The following is a 16,622-nucleotide window of genomic DNA, read 5'->3' on the forward strand; positions in this document are numbered from 1 at the left end:
AGAATGCGCAACGTATCGGCGCGTGGCGCTGAAGATCCAATACCGCAGGAATGTTATGAAACTCGATAAAAAGCAGGCCATTGCCCGCAGAAACCAGGAACTTGGTGGTGCTGTGCTTGGCGTCAACAACTGCCACTTCACCGAACTGAACCGCAACCGCAACATCTGGTGGTTCGATATTCCGGTGGCACGCCTGGCCGTGGGTCAGTACGAGTGGATTCACCTGCTGATGCACACCCCGGACACCGACGAACTGCTGCATTTGAAAGTGCCGACGGTGTTTTTGCGCGAGAAGCTCGAAGGCCTGGTGGTGCGCAATCAGGGCAAGCGCAAAGCGGCCCTGAGCCTGGAACTGAGTGCCGACAAGGACTCGTATCTGCAGGACATGCGTCCGGCAGGTACCAACGTCAACTTCGCACCGTTCCGCCAATAACTCCTGCCGCTTGCGGAGTAAAGGACTCCCGCGACAGAAAAGTTTTGCAAAGAAGAATCCAGCACCAACAAAAAGCCCCGCATTTGCAGTAATGCTGTTCAGTCAAGGAACATTACCCTGTGGCGAGGGAGCTTGCTCCCGCTGGGGCGCGAAGCGGCCCTGAAAAGGCACTGCTGCGCAGCGCAGCGGGAGCAAGCTCCCTCGCCACAGGATGCTAACGTTCTCTTCAGTGAACAGCATCACCGCATTTGCGGGGCTTTTTGGTTTACGCGGCGTTCTTCGCCTTGAGCTTTTTCAGCTCCTCATCGCGCAGTTCCCGGCGCAGGATCTTGCCAACGTTGGTGGTCGGCAACGCGTCGCGGAACTCCACCGAACGCGGAACCTTGTAGCCAGTGACGTTGGCGCGCATGTGCTCCATCACCTGTTCCTTGGTCAGGGTCACGCCCGGTTTGGCGACGATGAAAATCTTGATCGCCTCACCCGACTTCTCGTCCGGCACGCCGATGGCCGCGCATTGCAGCACGCCCGGCAAAGTTGCCAGCACGTCTTCCAGTTCGTTCGGGTACACATTGAAACCGGACACCAAAATCATGTCTTTCTTGCGATCGACAATGCGCATGTAGCCGTCGGGCTGGATCAATGCGATGTCACCGGTCTTCAACCAGCCTTCGCTGTCGAGGATTTCGTCGGTGGCTTCCTGGCGCTGCCAGTAGCCTTTCATGACCTGTGGGCCTTTTACGCACAGTTCGCCGATTTCGCCCATTGGCTGCTCGACACCGGCATCGTCGACGATTTTGCACAGGGTCGACGGTACCGGAATGCCGATGGTGCCGATCTGGATATTCTGGATCGGGTTGACCGTGGCCACCGGGCTGGTTTCGGTCATGCCGTAGCCTTCGCAGATGGCGCAACCGGTGACCGCTTTCCAGCGCTCGGCTGCTGCCAGTTGCAGCGCCATGCCGCCGGACAGGGTGACTTTCAGCGCGGAGAAGTCCAGCTTGCGGAAACCTTCGTTATTGCACAGGGCCACGAACAGAGTGTTGAGGCCAACAAAGCCGCTGAACTTCCACTTCGACAGTTCCTTGACCATCGCCGGCAAGTCGCGCGGGTTGCTGATCAGGATGTTGTGGTTGCCGATCAGCATCATCGCCATGCAATGAAAGGTGAAGGCATAAATGTGGTACAGCGGCAGCGGCGTGATCAGGATCTCGCAACCTTCGTTGAGGTTGGACCCCATCAGCGCCTTGCACTGCAGCATGTTCGCCACCAGGTTGCGGTGGGTCAGCATCGCGCCCTTGGCCACGCCGGTAGTGCCACCGGTGTATTGCAGCACCGCGACATCGCTGTTGGCCGGGTTCGCTTCCGCCACTGGCTGGCCCTGGCCCTTGCTCAGCACGTCGTTGAACTTGACGGCTTTTGGCAAGTGATAGGCCGGCACCATCTTCTTCACGTACTTGATGACGCTGTTGATCAGCAGGCGCTTGAGCGGCGGCAACAGGTCGGCGACTTCGGTGACGATGACGTGCTTGACGCCAGTCTTGGGCACCACGATTTGCGCCAGGTGCGCCATGTTGGCCAGGCAGACCAGGGCCTTGGCACCGGAGTCGTTGAACTGGTGTTCCATTTCCCGTGCGGTGTACAACGGGTTGGTGTTGACCACGATCAGCCCGGCGCGGATGGCACCGAAGACGGCCACGGGGTACTGCAGGACGTTGGGCAGTTGCACGGCGATTCGATCGCCCGGCTGCAAATCGGTATGCTGTTGCAGATACGCGGCAAAGGCACCGGACAATTCGTACAGTTCACCGTAGGTGATTGTCTTGCCCAGGTTGCTGAATGCCGGCTTGTTGGCGAAGCGTTGGCAGGATTGCTTCAACACTGCCTGAATATTCGGATACTCGTCTGGATTGATGTCGGCAGCAATCCCAGCTGGGTACTTATCCTTCCAAAAGTCTTCGATCATGGAAGCCCACTCCTCAGCAACGCGAATTCAGCACCGCATTTGATGCGATTATTATTGGTGTTTGGTCATTGGTGAATCTGGCTGACAGAAGGCCGAGAAGTCACAAAGCGCGCCGAGAGTAGCAGCTTTGCCAAGGGTCGACTAGAGCCAAAAGCGGCCTCTACGGTCACAAATGTGACTCAAGAATGACAAACGGTCATTTTAGAGCAAAAATTCTATAAAGCTTTGAAAGCCCCTGAATCCTGGGCTTTCTCTCCTTTAAAAGCATCGCGGGCAAGCCATGCTCCTACAAGTTCGATGCGTTTTGTGCACACCACGGAACCCGTAGGAGCGAGGCTTGCCCGCGATCCGCGTGAAGCGCGGCGATTCAACGATCAGGCGATATCACGCAACTCGCGTCGCAAGATCTTGCCGACCGGTGTCATCGGCAACGACTCCCTCAACACGATGTGCTTGGGTACTTTGTACGCCGTGAAGTTTTCCTTGCAGTACGCCTTCAGCTCTTCAAGGCTGACCCCTGCCTCACGCGCCACCACAAACAGCTTGACCGCCTCACCGGAACGTTCGTCCGGTACCCCGATGACCGCACAGTTGGCGACTTTCGGGTGGGCCATGACCACGTCTTCGATCTCGTTCGGGTACACGTTGAAACCCGAGACAATGATCATGTCTTTCTTGCGATCGACAATGCGCACAAAGCCGTCCGGGTCGATCACAGCAATGTCGCCGGACTTGAACCAGCCCTCGGCGTCCAGCACCTCGGCGGTGGCCTCGGGTTTCTGCCAGTAGCCCTTCATGATCTGCGGGCCCTTGATGCACAGTTCGCCGCGCTCGCCCAAGGGCTGTTCGACCCCTTCATCATTGATCACTTTCAACGTGGTGCCCGGCACTGGCAGCCCGACCGTGCCGATGCGCGATTGGTCGCCGTACGGGTTGGTGCAGGCCACTGGCGAGGTTTCGGTCAAGCCGTAGCCCTCGGTGATGCGGCAACCGGTGAGCTGTTCCCAGCGTTCGGCAGTAGCCTTGACCAGCGCGGTGCCACCGGAGTTGGTGAGCTTGAGGCTGGAGAAATCCAGGGTCTTGAAATCCGCGTGATCCATCAGCGCAACGAACAGCGTGTTGAGCCCGAGCAACGCCGAGAAGCGCCAGTTTTTCAGTTCCTTGATGAAGCCGCCGATGTCCCGCGGATTGGTGATCAGCACGTTATGGTTGCCGGACACCATCATGCACATGCAATTGGCCGTGAATGCATAGATGTGGTACAGCGGCAGCGGCGCGATCATCACTTCCTGCCCTTCGCGCAACAGCGGCTGACCGTCGTTGCCGAACTGCTCCAGACAGGCCCGCACTTGTTGCATGTTCGCCACCAGGTTGCCGTGGGTCAGCATGGCGCCCTTGGCCAGCCCGGTGGTACCACCGGTGTATTGCAGCACGGCGATATCGTCGAGGCCGACTTTCAGCGGCTTGATGCCCAGGCCGCGGCCCATGCGTAACGCAGTCTTGAAGGAAATGGCCTGGGGCAAGGCATAGGCCGGGACCATTTTCTTCACCTTGCTCACTACCGTGTTGACCAGCCAGCCTTTGGCGGCGGGCATGAAGTCGCCCATTTTGGCTTCGATCAGGTACTGGATGTCGGTGTCGGGCAGGACTTCCTGGACCTTTTGCCCGAACATGTTGAGGTACACCAGTGCCCGGGCGCCGGAGTCCTTGAACTGGTGACGCATCTCCCGCGCGGTGTACAGCGGGTTGGTGTTGACCACGATCAACCCGGCACGCAACGCGCCGAACACGGCAATCGGATAATGCAGGACGTTGGGCATCTGCACCGCGATGCGATCCCCCGGCACCAGGTCGGTATGGGCTTGCAGGTAACCGGCGAACGCTGCGCTGTAGCGTTCCAGTTCGGCGTAGGTCAGGGTGATGCCCATGTTGCTGAACGCCGGGCGATCAGCGAATTTCTTGCAGGAACGTTCAAACACCTCGATGACCGACTTGTAGGCACCCGCGTCGATGTCCAGGGGTACGCCGGCCGGGCGCTTGTCATTCCAGAAATCAGGTTGCATTGTTCTTGTCCTCTTTACCTGAGCCTATCCGGGCCGCTTTTCTGTCATTTCTCTGTGATCCCTCAAAAAGCAGAAAGCGAAAAGCGGAGCTTCACGGACACTAGCAGTTATGGCCAATCAGGCAAATATGCGTCAACGCGTCATTGACCGTGTGAATCTTCCTGCCGTGGCGTGAGCTGATGCCGGCAGGATTTTGCGCTATACAATGCAACCACCCCGCGCCCCTGCATGGAAAGGAATCGCCATGATCCACGACACGTTCTGGCTGACCACCAGTGACCGCAGCCGCCTCTTCGTCAATCAGTGGCTGCCCACGGGCAAGCTAAAGGCGGTGATCCTGCTGGCCCACGGCATGGCCGAACACAGTGGCCGCTATGCGCGCCTTGCCGAAAAATGCTGCGATCAGGGCTACGGCCTCTATGCACCGGACTTGCGCGGACATGGCAAAACTGCCGAAAACGGGACGCTCGGCCACTTCGCGGACAACGATGGCTGGGCCAAAGTGGTGGGTGACCTGGCCTGCCTGAATCAGCACATCGGCCAGCAGCATCCCGGTGTGCCGATCGTACTGCTCGGCCACAGCATGGGCAGTTACATCGCCCAAGGTTACCTGTTGCACCACAGCGCCAGCCTGCAGGGGGCCATTCTCAGCGGTTCGAACTTCCAGCCCGTGACGCTTTACCGTGCGGCGCGGCAGATTGCCCGCCTCGAACGCCTGCGCCAAGGCCCCAAGGGCCGCAGCGCGCTGATCGAATGGTTGTCGTTTGGCTCGTTCAATAACAAATTCAAACCGGTGCGCACCCGGTTCGACTGGCTCAGTCGCGATCCTTCAGAGGTCGATTTGTACGCCAATGACCCGCTGTGCGGCTTCAGGTGTACCAATCAAATGTGGATCGATTTGCTCGGCGGGTTGCAGCAAATCAGCAAAGCGTCCAATCTCGCGCAGATCGATCCAGGCCTGCCAATGCTGGTGATTGGCGGTGAATGTGATCCGGTGAGCGAAGGCAAGCGTCTGAAAGATCTGGCCGACGCCTTGCGCGAAGCCGGCAGCCAGAGCCTGCAACTGACGATTTATCCGCAGGCTCGGCACGAACTGTTCAACGAAACCAACCGCGATGACGTGATTGCCGACGTGCTGGGCTGGATCAACCAGACCCTGAGCAACCCCAGGCCACATCGAGCCGAATAGTTTTTTGTGAATTCTTTTATTCGTCACAGGAATTGAGACACATGACCCAGGTTACCAACACCCCTTACGAAGCCCTTGAAGTCGGCCAGACCGCCAGCTTCAGCAAGACGGTCGAAGAGCGCGACATTCAATTGTTCGCCGCGATGTCGGGCGACCACAACCCGGTGCACCTGGATGCCGAATACGCTGCCAGCACCATGTTCAAGGAGCGCATTGCCCATGGCATGTTCAGCGGTGCACTGATCAGCGCTGCGGTGGCTTGCGAACTGCCTGGGCCGGGCACCATCTACATCGGCCAGCAAATGAGTTTCCAGAAGCCGGTGAAGATCGGCGACACCCTGACGGTGCGCCTGGAAATCCTCGAAAAACTGCCGAAGTTCCGCGTGCGCATCGCCACCCGCGTATTCAACCAGCGCGATGAACTGGTGGTCGACGGCGAGGCGGAAATCCTCGCGCCGCGCAAACAGCAGAGCGTGACGCTGACCGAGTTGCCACCGATCAGCATCGGCTGACCTGTGGCGAGGGGGCTTGCTCCCGCTGGGGCGCGAAGCGCCCCCAACTCAGACACCTCAGTTCACCTGAACGAATGCGTTGGCAGGATTTGCGACGGCTGCGCAGCCGAGCGGGAGCAAGCGCCTTGGCCACAGGACAGCAGCACGAACACGAACTAGCGCTCACCCTCCTGCACCTGCACGCTCGCAGTCATTCCTGCACTCAAGTTGATCCCTTCGGGCACTTTGTCCAGCTTGATCCGCACCGGAATCCGTTGCGCCAGTCGCACCCAATTGAATGTCGGTTCCACCTCTGCCAGTAACTGGCCGTCCGGTGTGGTATTGCGATCGGTTATCCCGCGGCTGATGCTTTCAACGTGCCCCTGCAACGCTTCCCCGGCGCTCATCAACCAGACTTTCACCGGGTCGCCGACCTTGATCCGTGGCAGCTTGGTTTCTTCGAAATAAGCCTGCACGTAAAAGGTTGAATCATCGATCAACGCCATCACCGGTTGCCCGGCATTCACATAATTGCCTTGAGCCAGACGCAGGTTGGTGATGTGACCATTGCGCGGCGCATGGATCTGGCTGCGCGCCAGGTTGATCTCTGCGACCTTGGCCTCGGCCTGTGCTTCACGCAGTTCACCACGGGCGATACCGGCATTGATTTGTGCGTTTTCCCGCAGTTCGGCGCTGATCGCTTGCGGCCCGAGGCTGGCGCGGCGGCTGGCTTCGCGTTCACGCAGGTTCAGTTGTTGCTGGCGGGTTTGCACCACCGCCTGGGCTTTTTCCAGGGCGGCTTCGAAACGGTCGCGGTCGATACTCAACAACAGGTCCCCCGCCTTCACCTGCTGGTTATCGTAGGCCTTGAGCTCACGCACCCAGCCCGACACATCCGGCGCGATCACCACCACGTCGGCGCGAATACGTGCATCGCGGGTCCAGGGCGTGAGCATGTAGTACTGCCACAAATGCACGCCGGCAAATATCGCCACCGCCACCAGGCACAGGGTCAACGCGACACGTACGGGGGTACGCATATTCAGCTCCTTATAAAGGTCCGAGGACGACGGTGATCACGGTCAATACACAGACGTACAAGGCACAATCAAACAATGCTTCGTGCCAGACCCAACGACCAATCGGGGTCAGCCGCAACAACAGGCGCAAGGCGCCGGTCACCAGCAGCGCCAGCAGCACATAAATCAGAAACGGGCTGAGCAACACCCCGCCCACCGCCCACTCACGCAAGCCCATGGTTTGCCTCCTGTTGGCGGCACCAGGCGCGCCAGCTGTTCTGCAATTGCAGCACCGCGCCCCGGGCCAGTTTCACTGCATCACTCGAGGGCAAGGCGTAAAGGTTTTGCACGAAAGCCTCGCTGGCTTCGGCCAGCGCTTCGCCGCGATCTGGCGCCGGACCTTTTTTCAGGACGCTTTCCAGTTGTTCGAGGTATTGCTGTTGCGCTGCAGAAACCGGAACCTGCGCAACCGCCAGGCTCAGGCGCAGGTGCAGCAATTCATCGCCGATATCCAACCCGAGCAGCCCGTCATCCCAGCGGCTTCGCGCCGGCTCGGGCAACTCCGGATAATGCCGCGCCAATTGCAGCAAGCGGTCGGCCATGCGCCCGCCGAACCAGCTCTCGGCGCCGGCCAGATTGCGCCGGGTCAGGCGCACCAGATCGTCAAGGGTAGCCGCGAGCAATCGACGGCCATGCCACGCCGGGTTACGCAGGATCAACAGATGGAATGCGAGCACCGCCGCACCGACGCCGATGACCATGGCCTGGGCGCTGTTGAAGAACGTCGCGACGTCGAACTTCATCTGGTTGAGCGGAGCCACCAGCACAATGAAATGCAGGCAGAATGACGTGGCCGTAGCGCCGATCTGCGGCTTGGCCATGCCCAGCGCCCCGAAAAACAACGGCACGCCCATACCCATGCACAACATGGCAAAACTGCTCCATTGCGGCAGCAGAATTTGCCCGACGATGAACGCCGCCGGAATGGCCAGGAATATCCCGCGCATGAAACTCATGCCGATTTGCGCACCATTTTCCCGGCTGGCGAACAGGCTGCACACGACGCACGTCAACAACATCGCCCCCGCTGCCGCGGGCCAGGCGGTCGCCAGCCAGAAACTCGCAACCACCAGGAACGCCAAGGCACTGCGGGCGCCGAACACCAGGGCCAGCGACAGATCGCGGTGAGGTGTGAGCGTCTTGGGCGGCGCGACCGGATCACCGCCCTCCTCAACGGCGCTCAACGCCGCCGTCGCCGCCATGGCCGTATCCATCAGCAAGGTGAAACGCACCAGGCAGTAACTCTGTGCCGAACTGATCTGCGGGTCGTGGGACGCGTCGAGCAAACGCGGGCGCAGGGCATGCAACGTCGCAGGATCGGCGACTTTCAGCGCCTCCAGCACTTCGTTCATCCACGGTGACAACTGCGCCGACTCTTGCGGTTCCAACTGTTTCCACTGCCGGCGCACTGAACGGGCGATGCGCAGCAGCATCAACAATTTCTGGCTCAAACCGCTGATGGCGCGTGCCCGTTGCCGACCGAGAGGCCCTTCGAACCAGGCGTGTTCGCGTTGCGCGTCCACGGCAACGATTCGACCGAGAATTTCCAGCAAGCCTTTGCGTGCCTGTCCATCCCCGGCCAGTGTCGCCCGCGCGGCATTCATGCCACTTTGCCAGGCTCCTCGGGCCTGGTCCGACAGCTGTCGCTCGACCCGCAATGGCCAGAGCAAAGCACTGCTGGCGGTGGCGCAGATAATGCCCAGGCTGATTTCGGTGCAGCGTGCCACGGCTTGGTCAAATACGGTCAACGGATGATTGATGGCCGGCAGCGCGATGATCGCCACGGTGTACCCGGCCAGTACAAATGAATAGGACCAGGCACTGCGCAGTAATGTCGAACTGGCCGTACACAGTCCAAGCCACAATGCCAACGCCAGCAAAAACAGCCACGGTGTCTGGGCGAACAAGCCCATGAACACCACCGACATGATGGTTCCGACCAACGTCCCCAACAGCCGCGCCAAGCCCTTTTGCATCACCATGCCGGACAGCGGCTGCGCGACGATGAACGCAGTCATCAACGCCCAGGCCGGTTGCTCCAGGCCCCAGCGCAATGCCAGCCACAGCGCCACTCCTCCGCCGATCAAGGTCTTGATCGCGAACTGCAAGGCGCGGCGGTCAGGCGCGAACAACGCCTGCAAAGTAATGGGCACGAAAAGCACTCTTGAAAAGTCGTTTTAACGATAGTCGGCTTCAGGCCGGTCACTTGAAAAACAAATTATTAGCTAGCTATCTATACCCCGTCCAGCGCTAATTCCCGAGCACAAAAAAACGCCAGACTGGCTGGCGTTTTTGACAGCAAACGAACGCTTACGAACGTGCGCGCGCCTGGTTACGCAGGGCTTTTACCTGATCGTGGTTACGTTGCACGCCGTGGTACTGACGCTCAACGAGATCACGAATGCCCACCAGGTTGTGCTTGTTGATTTTCTCCATGGCATCGCGATACGCCTTCAGCGCATGGTCCTCGCCACGTTCGGCTTCGTTGAGCACCGCTTCTTCATCCTTGCCGGTGAACATCGACTTCACATCGACCCAGCGACGATGCAGATCGCCACTGACGCTGGTGGACGTTTCCGGATCGCCGCCCATTGAACGCACCGCAGCCTGCAGCTCAGCGGCGGCGGTGCCACAGTCGGCAGCACGTTGCACAAACAAGGTTTTGAGTTCAGGGTGTTTGATGTCTTCGGCGCAAGTCTTGAACCCTTCCTGACCGTCTTTGCAGGTTTCAATCAGGTCATTGAGTACAGAAATCGCTTCTTTATTCATGTCGGTCATTTTTCAATTCCTTGCGGTTGATGAAAGATGACTTACTCATTGCAGGGCGCATGCCAGCTCAACAGACATAAATTTCCCTATATTTTTCAATTAGTTACCGTTACAGCGAAAATCTGTATCCGTTTTTTTTGCATGATCTGTCAATTGGCCTGCATGCAGAATGCCTGTATTTTCCAGACTGAATGAATCAAGACGACTGCGTGATGAACCCTGAAAAGCTCGAACTGCTGATTACCCGGGAAATGCCCTTCGGCAAATACAAGGGACGGATCATTGCCGACCTGCCCGGCCCATACCTGAACTGGTTTGCCCGGGAAGGTTTTCCCCACGGCGAATTGGGTGGCTTGCTGGCCCTGATGCAAGAGATTGATCACAACGGCTTGTCGGAGTTGCTGGAACCCTTGCGCGCCAAGCATGGCAAACCGGCTCCACGCCACTGATCCACGCCCCCCGCCCCTGATTGAGTAAGCCCATGCCCGACAATACCCGCCGTGCCCGTGATGAAGCCTTTTGGCGGACCTTTGCCGATCGCTACGATCGGCAACCGGGACCGATCAATCTGGAAAACGGCTACTTCGGACGCATGTCGCGCACCGTGGTCGAGGAGTATCAGCGCAATATCGAGCTGATCAACCGCAGCAACTCGGTGTATGCGCGCCAGCGCTTCGAGCAGGGCGACAGTGTGAAGATCCGCGCGCAGTTGGCCGGGCTGATCGGTGTACCTGCCGAAAGTGTCGCCCTGACCTGCAACGCGACGGATGGTTTGCAATCGTTGATCCGCAACTACAATCGCCTTCAACCGGGCGATCAAGTGCTGATCTGCGACCTGGAGTACGACACGGTCAAGGGCGCGATGCGCTGGCTGGCGCGTCATCGGGGTGTCGAGGTGATCGAGATCGACCATGGGCACCCTGCCAGTTTCGACAGTTTACTGGCCACCTATCGCGAGACCTTTGCACGCTACCCACGACTCAAGCTGATGGCCTTGACCCACGTCACTCACCGCACAGGCCTGGTGATGCCGGTGCAGGCGATTGCCGCCGCCGCCAGGGAGCATGGCATCGATGTGATCCTCGACGGCGCCCATGCACTGGGGCAACTGGAATTCGATCTCGAAGAGCTGGGCATCGCCTTCGCCGCCTACAACCTGCACAAATGGATCGGTGCACCGCTGACCCTGGGCTTTCTCTACATCGCCCCCGAGCGCCTGGCTGACATCGACCCGGACATGGAGGAAATGCATTTTCCGATCACCGACATTCGCGCTCGCACGTCTTACAGCACGCCGAACATCCCCGCGCTGCTGACCCTGCCGCTGGTGCTCGAAGAGCATTGGGCCATGGGTGGTGCCGCGGCCAAGGGGGCACGGCTCAACTACCTGCGCAACCTGTGGGTGCGCGCGGTACGTGGGCACCCGGGTATCGAAGTCATGACCCCGGATGATCCACGGTTGTACTGTGGCATCACCTCGATGCGCTTTACCGCCCATGCCGACCAACAGGCGATGGCCGAAAAACTGCTCAGCGACTACAACCTGTTTACCGTAGTGCGCAACGGCGCTGCCAGCGGTCCATGCATTCGCATTACGCCAGGGCTGACCAGCACTGCGGCGGACATGAACCGACTGGCTTCGGCGTTGGCGGAACTGGCCTGACGTCACACGGTGTATTTATCGAAGTCTTCCGGCTTGATCTGGGTCGACACTGCAAAGGTGTCGATGCCGATGGTCATGTGCCCGAAAAAACCGTCGTCCCTGGAGTCTCGAGAGAGGGTATGTACATTCAGGGTCGAGGCCTCGCCGCCCATGGTTGTGTAAAAGTGATCTTGCTCATTGCCCAGCGGTCGCACAGCCCGTCCGCTGTACTGCCGACTGCCAAGCACTGAACGCGAAGCCACTTCGGGAAAGTACAGCTGCCCCACCCAGGCGACGTGTCGTTCTTCCAGATAGTTGTTGCCCGAGGTGATTCGCACGGCCACATGAATGTGCAGGGTACGGCCGGCATAGAAACCCGGGTAGATGGTAGTGAAGCGCACGTTCCCCGCTTTATCAGTGAACTGAGCACCACGCAGGTACGTATCGTCGTCGGTTCTCGGGATTGCGCCGATGTCGCCGACATCGACTTCCAGGTCCGGATTGATCTTGCTCCAGCCTGAATAGGCGCCCCGCGCATTGCAGTGCCAGATATCCACCAGCGCATCGGTGACCGGTTGGCCAGTCATGGCATCGATGATTTGCAGGCGCAATACCAATGGGATGCCGTCGGCGCCTTCGCTGATATTGCGTCGAATCAGTTTGGGATTGCGAAAATAAGGGCCGGCGATTTGTTCCGGGGACAGCAGGCAAACGGGTGTATCGGTAATGTTGGCGTCCATGACGTTCTCTCTTCCATAAGATCAACGCAGGCTAGCACTGGCCGCTTTTCCGGATGCGGTAACTATGTATCGCAGGATGTCTTGACGCCGGTTTTCATCAGGCAAAAAAAAACGGTGCACCGACCAAGCGCACCGTAAAGCCGTAGAACACACAACGAAGTGTCGGGTGAAGCGATCAGTCCAGCAGCGCCAGTGCCTCGGCGGTGCATTCCTGAATGCGGGCCCAGTCGCCGTTCTTGATCCACTCAGGATCAAGCATCCAGCTACCGCCCACGCACATGACGTTCTTCAACGCCATGTAGCTCTTGATATTGGCCGGGCCCACGCCGCCGGTCGGGCAGAATTTCACTTCGCCGAACGGACCGCCCAAGGCCTTGATGGCGGCAACGCCACCGCTGACTTCCGCCGGGAACAACTTGAAGCGGCGATAACCCAGACCATAGCCTTCCATGATGCCCGAGGCATTGCTGATGCCTGGCAGCAACGGGATCGGACTGGCAACGCTGGCTTCCAGAAGGTCACGGGTGATGCCTGGCGTAACGATGAACTGCGAGCCCGCCGCTTCTGCCGCGGCCAGCATGTGGCGATCGAGCACGGTGCCGGCACCGGTCATCAACTCCGGACGCTGTTCGCGCAGGATCTGGATGGCCTTGAGGCCGAACTGCGAACGCAGGGTCACTTCCAGCGCGGTCAGGCCACCCGCCGCGAGGGCATCGGCCAGCGGCAGCACGTCCTGCTCGCGGGCGATGGTAATCACCGGCAGGATCCGCGCCTTGGCGCAGAGGCTGTCGATCAGGGCAACTTTATCCGCCATGGAAACGGTCGGGGATGGGATTGTCATAGCGGCTGTTCCTTGGCTCATGGGCACCAGTAAATCTCTAACGTAGGTTGCAGAAACGCGCGAATCGGCATTGCGGCGACATCGTCACCGGCCAGTGCGGTACTCAGGGTGGTCAACTTGGACTGACCGGAAATCGATAGAACCTTGTGCTTGGCCGAAGCCAGCAGCGCACGGCTCATGGTCAGGCGCTGATGCGGCACGGTCGGTGCGAGCATTGGATAGCAACGACGGCTACCGTCTACCTGCAAGGCCTCGGCAAGCTTCGGACTGTTGGGGAACAGCGAGGCGGTGTGACCGTCATCGCCCATGCCCAGTACCAGCACGTCGATCACCGGCAACTCGGAGAGCAAACGGTCAGCCTGCTCTGCCGCCTGTTCCAGGTTGGCGCTGGCGCTATACAGGCTCAGAAACTGAGCCTTGGCCGCCGGGCCTTGCAACAGGTATTTCTTGATCAGGCCGGCATTGCTGTCGGCATGCTCGACCGGCACCCAACGCTCGTCAGCCAGGCTGATCACGACGTTGGACCAGTCCAGTTTCTGCTTGGCCAGGTGCTGGAAAAACGCCACCGGACTGCGGCCACCGGACACCACCAGGGTCGCAGTGCCCTGGGTGTCGATCGCATCGCTCAGTTGTTTCGCCACGCTCAGCGCCAGGCCTTCGGCCAACAGCGTCGGGCTCTTGAACTCATGGGCGCTTACACCCTGAGGCAGTTTCAAATCAGATATCGCCATACCACGACCTCCCATCCCGCGTAATCAGTGCAATGGAGCTCATCGGCCCCCAGGACCCTGCCGCATACGGCTTGGGCGCATCACCGGATTTTTTCCACCCGGCGATCAACTGGTCACACCACTTCCACGCGGCTTCGATTTCATCTTTACGGACAAACAGGTTCTGATTGCCGCGCATCACTTCCAGCAACAACCGCTCGTAGGCATCGGGAATCCGTGCGCTGCTCCAGGTGTCGGAAAAATTCAGCTGCAACGGACCGCTGCGCAGCTGCATGCCTTTGTCCAGGCCTTGATCCTTGGTCATCACGCGTAAGGAAATGCCTTCGTCCGGTTGCAGGCGGATAATCAGCTTGTTGCTGATTTGCAGGCGCTGCTCGGGGGCGAAGATGTAGTGCGACGGTTCCTTGAAGTGGATGACGATCTGCGACAGTTTTTGCGGCATGCGCTTGCCGGTGCGCAGATAGAACGGTACGCCGGCCCAGCGCCAGTTGCGGATATCGGCACGCAGGGCGACAAAGGTTTCGGTGTCGCTCTGGGTGTTGGAATTGGGTTCTTCCAGATAACCCGGCACGGCTTTGCCTTCGCTGTAGCCGGCGATGTATTGGCCGCGCACCACCTGGGTGGTCAGGCCTTCCGGGCTAATGGGCGCCAGTGCCTTGAGCACTTTGACTTTCTCGTCGCGGATGCTGTCGGCGGACAGGTCGGCCGGTGGGTCCATGGCGATCAGGCAGAGCAATTGCAGCAGGTGATTCTGGATCATGTCCCGCAGCTGGCCGGCCTTGTCGAAGTAGCCCCAGCGGCCTTCGATCCCGACTTTCTCGGCCACGGTGATTTCCACATGGGAAATGTAATTCTGGTTCCACTGGGTTTCGAACAGGCTATTGGCGAAACGCAGGGCGATCAGATTCTGGACAGTCTCTTTGCCCAGGTAATGGTCGATGCGGTAGGTGCGGTTTTCCGGGAAGAACTGCGCCACGGCATCGTTGACCTTGCGCGAGGATTCCAGGTCCGAACCGATGGGTTTTTCCAGCACCACGCGGGTGTTTTCCGCCAGGCCGACCTTCGCCAGGTTCTCGCAGATCGCGCCGTACACCGCTGCCGGCGTAGCAAAATAGGCGATGACCCGCTGGGCACTGCCTGCCGCTTCGGCCAGGGCCACATAGTCTTCGGGTCTGAGGAAATCGACGTGCAGATAGCTCAGGCGTGCGAGAAAACGTTCGACGACGGCTTCGTCCAGATCTTTGGCACCCACGTAGCGGCGCAGCTCGGAGGCGATGAACGCCAAATGCTCCTGCTCGCTGCCGGGCTCACGGGCCAGCGCGATGATCCGCGTGTCCTCGTGCAAGAGGCCTGCACCGTCGAGTTGATAAAGCGCAGGAAACAGCTTGCGCAAGGCCAGATCGCCAAGGGCGCCAAACAAGGCAAAGGTGCACGGTTCAACCGTAATCGAGAGCATGATGTTTGTTCTTTTATCAAGTTAAGCTACAAATACCTTTTTTCAAGGCATCACTCAAGGGAAAATGTAGTAATAACCACAACATTTTCGCAAAATACAGATTCCGAGTGGTGGTCGGTCGGAGCCATCAGTAGGATAGGCCACCGTTATGGGCCACACCAAAGGCCCTTTTTGCATTAGCCGCGCGCTTATCGGCGCTGGTGAATCAAGGAAACTCATATGGACCGCGTGCGAAATTTACTGGAACAGATCCAGAATCGCCTTGAAGAGCTGAACAAGGCCGAGCGCAAAGTCGCCGAGGTGATCCTGCTCAACCCGCAGCAGGCCACCCGTTTCAGCATCGCCGCCCTCGCCCAGGCCGCTTCGGTCAGCGAGCCGACGGTCAACCGTTTCTGCCGTTCGTTCGGCGTCAGCGGCTACCCCGAGCTCAAGCTGCAATTGGCGCAAAGCCTGGCCAGCGGCGCGGCGTATGTCAGCCGCGCAGTGGAGGCCGATGACAACCCTGAGGCCTACACGCAGAAAATCTTCGGCAGCGCCATCGCGTCCCTGGACAGCGCTTGTCAGGCACTGGACCCGAACCTGATCAGCCGCGCCGTCGACCTGTTGATCCAGGCGCGGCAGATCCACTTTTTCGGTCTCGGCGCCTCGGCCCCGGTGGCACTGGACGCGCAGCACAAGTTCTTCCGTTTCAACCTGGCCGTGACTGCCCACGCCGACGTGCTGATGCAACGCATGATTGCCTCGGTGGCGCACACCGGCGAGTTGTTCGTGATCATTTCCTACACCGGCCGCACCCGCGAACTGGTGGAAGTGGCGCGCATTGCCCGGGAGAACGGCGCTTCGGTGCTCGGCTTGACCGCGGAAAACTCACCATTGGCCAAAGCCAGTACCTTGAGCCTGAACATTCCATTGCCGGAAGACACCGACATCTACATGCCGATGACGTCGCGGATCATTCAACTGACCGTGCTCGACGTGCTCGCAACAGGCATGACCTTGCGACGCGGAGTGGATTTCCAGCCGCATTTGCGCAAGATCAAAGAGAGTTTGAATGCCAGCCGGTATCCGGTGGGTGACGAATTCAACTGATCCGAAATCTGCGCTGACCGGTCCGGCCTCATCGCTGGCAAGCCAGCTCCCACAGTGTCCGCGCCGAACCTGAAATGCTGATTGTTCCCACGCTCCGCGTCACTGGACGCGGAGCGTCCCTTGAGGCATTCCCACG

At 59.4% G+C, this 16,622-nt stretch carries 16 protein-coding genes; 6 read left to right on the forward strand and 10 right to left on the reverse strand.

The window, feature by feature from the left end; translation table 11 throughout:
* Window positions 1-55: 55 nt before the first annotated feature.
* Window positions 56-433: a hypothetical protein gene (locus D8U73_RS23010; RefSeq protein WP_007990351.1), complete on the forward strand. Its 378-nt coding sequence runs from the start codon at window positions 56-58 to the stop codon at window positions 431-433.
* 265 nt (window positions 434-698) lie between these two features.
* On the opposite strand, the gene fadD1 is transcribed toward D8U73_RS23010, so the two are convergent.
* Together fadD1 and fadD2 are read right to left on the reverse strand one after the other, a co-directional pair.
* Window positions 699-2,396 (reverse strand): long-chain-fatty-acid--CoA ligase FadD1, encoded by a 1,698-nt coding sequence (fadD1, locus tag D8U73_RS23020; protein ID WP_056852609.1) that lies wholly within the window; start codon window positions 2,394-2,396, stop codon window positions 699-701.
* 374 nt (window positions 2,397-2,770) lie between these two features.
* Window positions 2,771-4,459, reverse strand: coding sequence for a long-chain-fatty-acid--CoA ligase FadD2 (gene fadD2 / locus D8U73_RS23025; RefSeq protein WP_130905881.1), 1,689 nt, complete (start codon window positions 4,457-4,459; stop codon window positions 2,771-2,773).
* Between the two features lie 244 nt (window positions 4,460-4,703).
* Here fadD2 and D8U73_RS23030 point away from each other — a divergent pair, with 244 nt between their 5' ends.
* Together D8U73_RS23030 and D8U73_RS23035 are read left to right on the forward strand one after the other, a co-directional pair.
* Window positions 4,704-5,648 carry an alpha/beta hydrolase gene (locus D8U73_RS23030; RefSeq protein ID WP_130905882.1) on the forward strand — a complete coding sequence of 315 codons (945 nt, stop codon included), beginning with the start codon at window positions 4,704-4,706 and terminating at the stop codon, window positions 5,646-5,648.
* A 41-nt stretch (window positions 5,649-5,689) separates the two neighbouring features.
* Window positions 5,690-6,160: a MaoC family dehydratase gene (locus tag D8U73_RS23035; RefSeq protein ID WP_056852612.1), complete on the forward strand. Its 471-nt coding sequence runs from the start codon at window positions 5,690-5,692 to the stop codon at window positions 6,158-6,160.
* 155 nt (window positions 6,161-6,315) lie between these two features.
* Here the strand turns inward: D8U73_RS23035 and D8U73_RS23040 are convergent, their stop codons facing one another.
* The 4 genes from D8U73_RS23040 to D8U73_RS23055 form a co-directional block, all read right to left on the reverse strand.
* Window positions 6,316-7,179 (reverse strand): HlyD family secretion protein, encoded by an 864-nt coding sequence (locus D8U73_RS23040; protein WP_056852613.1) that lies wholly within the window; start codon window positions 7,177-7,179, stop codon window positions 6,316-6,318.
* Between the two features lie 10 nt (window positions 7,180-7,189).
* A complete protein-coding gene (locus D8U73_RS23045; RefSeq protein WP_056852614.1) occupies window positions 7,190-7,396 on the reverse strand; it encodes a DUF1656 domain-containing protein in 207 nt (68 codons plus the stop codon).
* Entirely contained in the window at window positions 7,383-9,371 is a 1,989-nt protein-coding gene (locus D8U73_RS23050; protein ID WP_130905883.1) for an FUSC family protein, read from the reverse strand. Before D8U73_RS23050 ends, D8U73_RS23045 begins: the two co-directional genes overlap by 14 nt.
* Before the next feature lie 157 nt (window positions 9,372-9,528).
* Window positions 9,529-9,996 (reverse strand): PA2169 family four-helix-bundle protein, encoded by a 468-nt coding sequence (locus D8U73_RS23055; protein WP_056852616.1) that lies wholly within the window; start codon window positions 9,994-9,996, stop codon window positions 9,529-9,531.
* 203 nt (window positions 9,997-10,199) lie between these two features.
* Here D8U73_RS23055 and D8U73_RS23060 point away from each other — a divergent pair, with 203 nt between their 5' ends.
* Complete coding sequence (locus tag D8U73_RS23060) at window positions 10,200-10,436, forward strand: DUF3820 family protein (RefSeq protein ID WP_003213031.1); 237 nt, start codon at window positions 10,200-10,202, stop codon at window positions 10,434-10,436.
* A gap of 32 nt (window positions 10,437-10,468) precedes the next feature.
* Window positions 10,469-11,650 carry an aminotransferase class V-fold PLP-dependent enzyme gene (locus tag D8U73_RS23065; protein ID WP_056852617.1) on the forward strand — a complete coding sequence of 394 codons (1,182 nt, stop codon included), beginning with the start codon at window positions 10,469-10,471 and terminating at the stop codon, window positions 11,648-11,650.
* 2 nt (window positions 11,651-11,652) lie between these two features.
* On the opposite strand, the gene D8U73_RS23070 is transcribed toward D8U73_RS23065, so the two are convergent.
* The 4 genes from D8U73_RS23070 to zwf all read right to left on the reverse strand — a co-directional run bounded on the left by D8U73_RS23070 (window position 11,653) and on the right by zwf (window position 15,397).
* A complete protein-coding gene (locus D8U73_RS23070) occupies window positions 11,653-12,369 on the reverse strand; it encodes an intradiol ring-cleavage dioxygenase (protein WP_056852618.1) in 717 nt (238 codons plus the stop codon).
* A gap of 175 nt (window positions 12,370-12,544) precedes the next feature.
* Window positions 12,545-13,210, reverse strand: a complete 666-nt coding sequence (locus tag D8U73_RS23075; RefSeq protein ID WP_056852619.1) for a bifunctional 4-hydroxy-2-oxoglutarate aldolase/2-dehydro-3-deoxy-phosphogluconate aldolase — start codon at window positions 13,208-13,210, stop codon at window positions 12,545-12,547.
* A gap of 17 nt (window positions 13,211-13,227) precedes the next feature.
* Entirely contained in the window at window positions 13,228-13,941 is a 714-nt protein-coding gene (gene pgl, locus D8U73_RS23080; RefSeq protein ID WP_130905884.1) for a 6-phosphogluconolactonase, read from the reverse strand.
* Window positions 13,928-15,397: a glucose-6-phosphate dehydrogenase gene (gene zwf / locus D8U73_RS23085; protein WP_056852621.1), complete on the reverse strand. Its 1,470-nt coding sequence runs from the start codon at window positions 15,395-15,397 to the stop codon at window positions 13,928-13,930. The genes pgl and zwf overlap by 14 nt, the downstream gene beginning before the upstream one ends.
* Before the next feature lie 228 nt (window positions 15,398-15,625).
* Between zwf and D8U73_RS23090 the strand changes: the two genes are divergently transcribed.
* On the forward strand, window positions 15,626-16,486 hold the full coding sequence (locus tag D8U73_RS23090; RefSeq protein WP_170948639.1) for a MurR/RpiR family transcriptional regulator: 861 nt from the start codon (window positions 15,626-15,628) through the stop codon (window positions 16,484-16,486).
* Window positions 16,487-16,622: the final 136 nt, after the last annotated feature.

Origin of the sequence: Pseudomonas sp. Sample_22 (assembly GCF_004307635.1) — a bacterium.
Lineage (GTDB): Bacteria > Pseudomonadota > Gammaproteobacteria > Pseudomonadales > Pseudomonadaceae > Aquipseudomonas.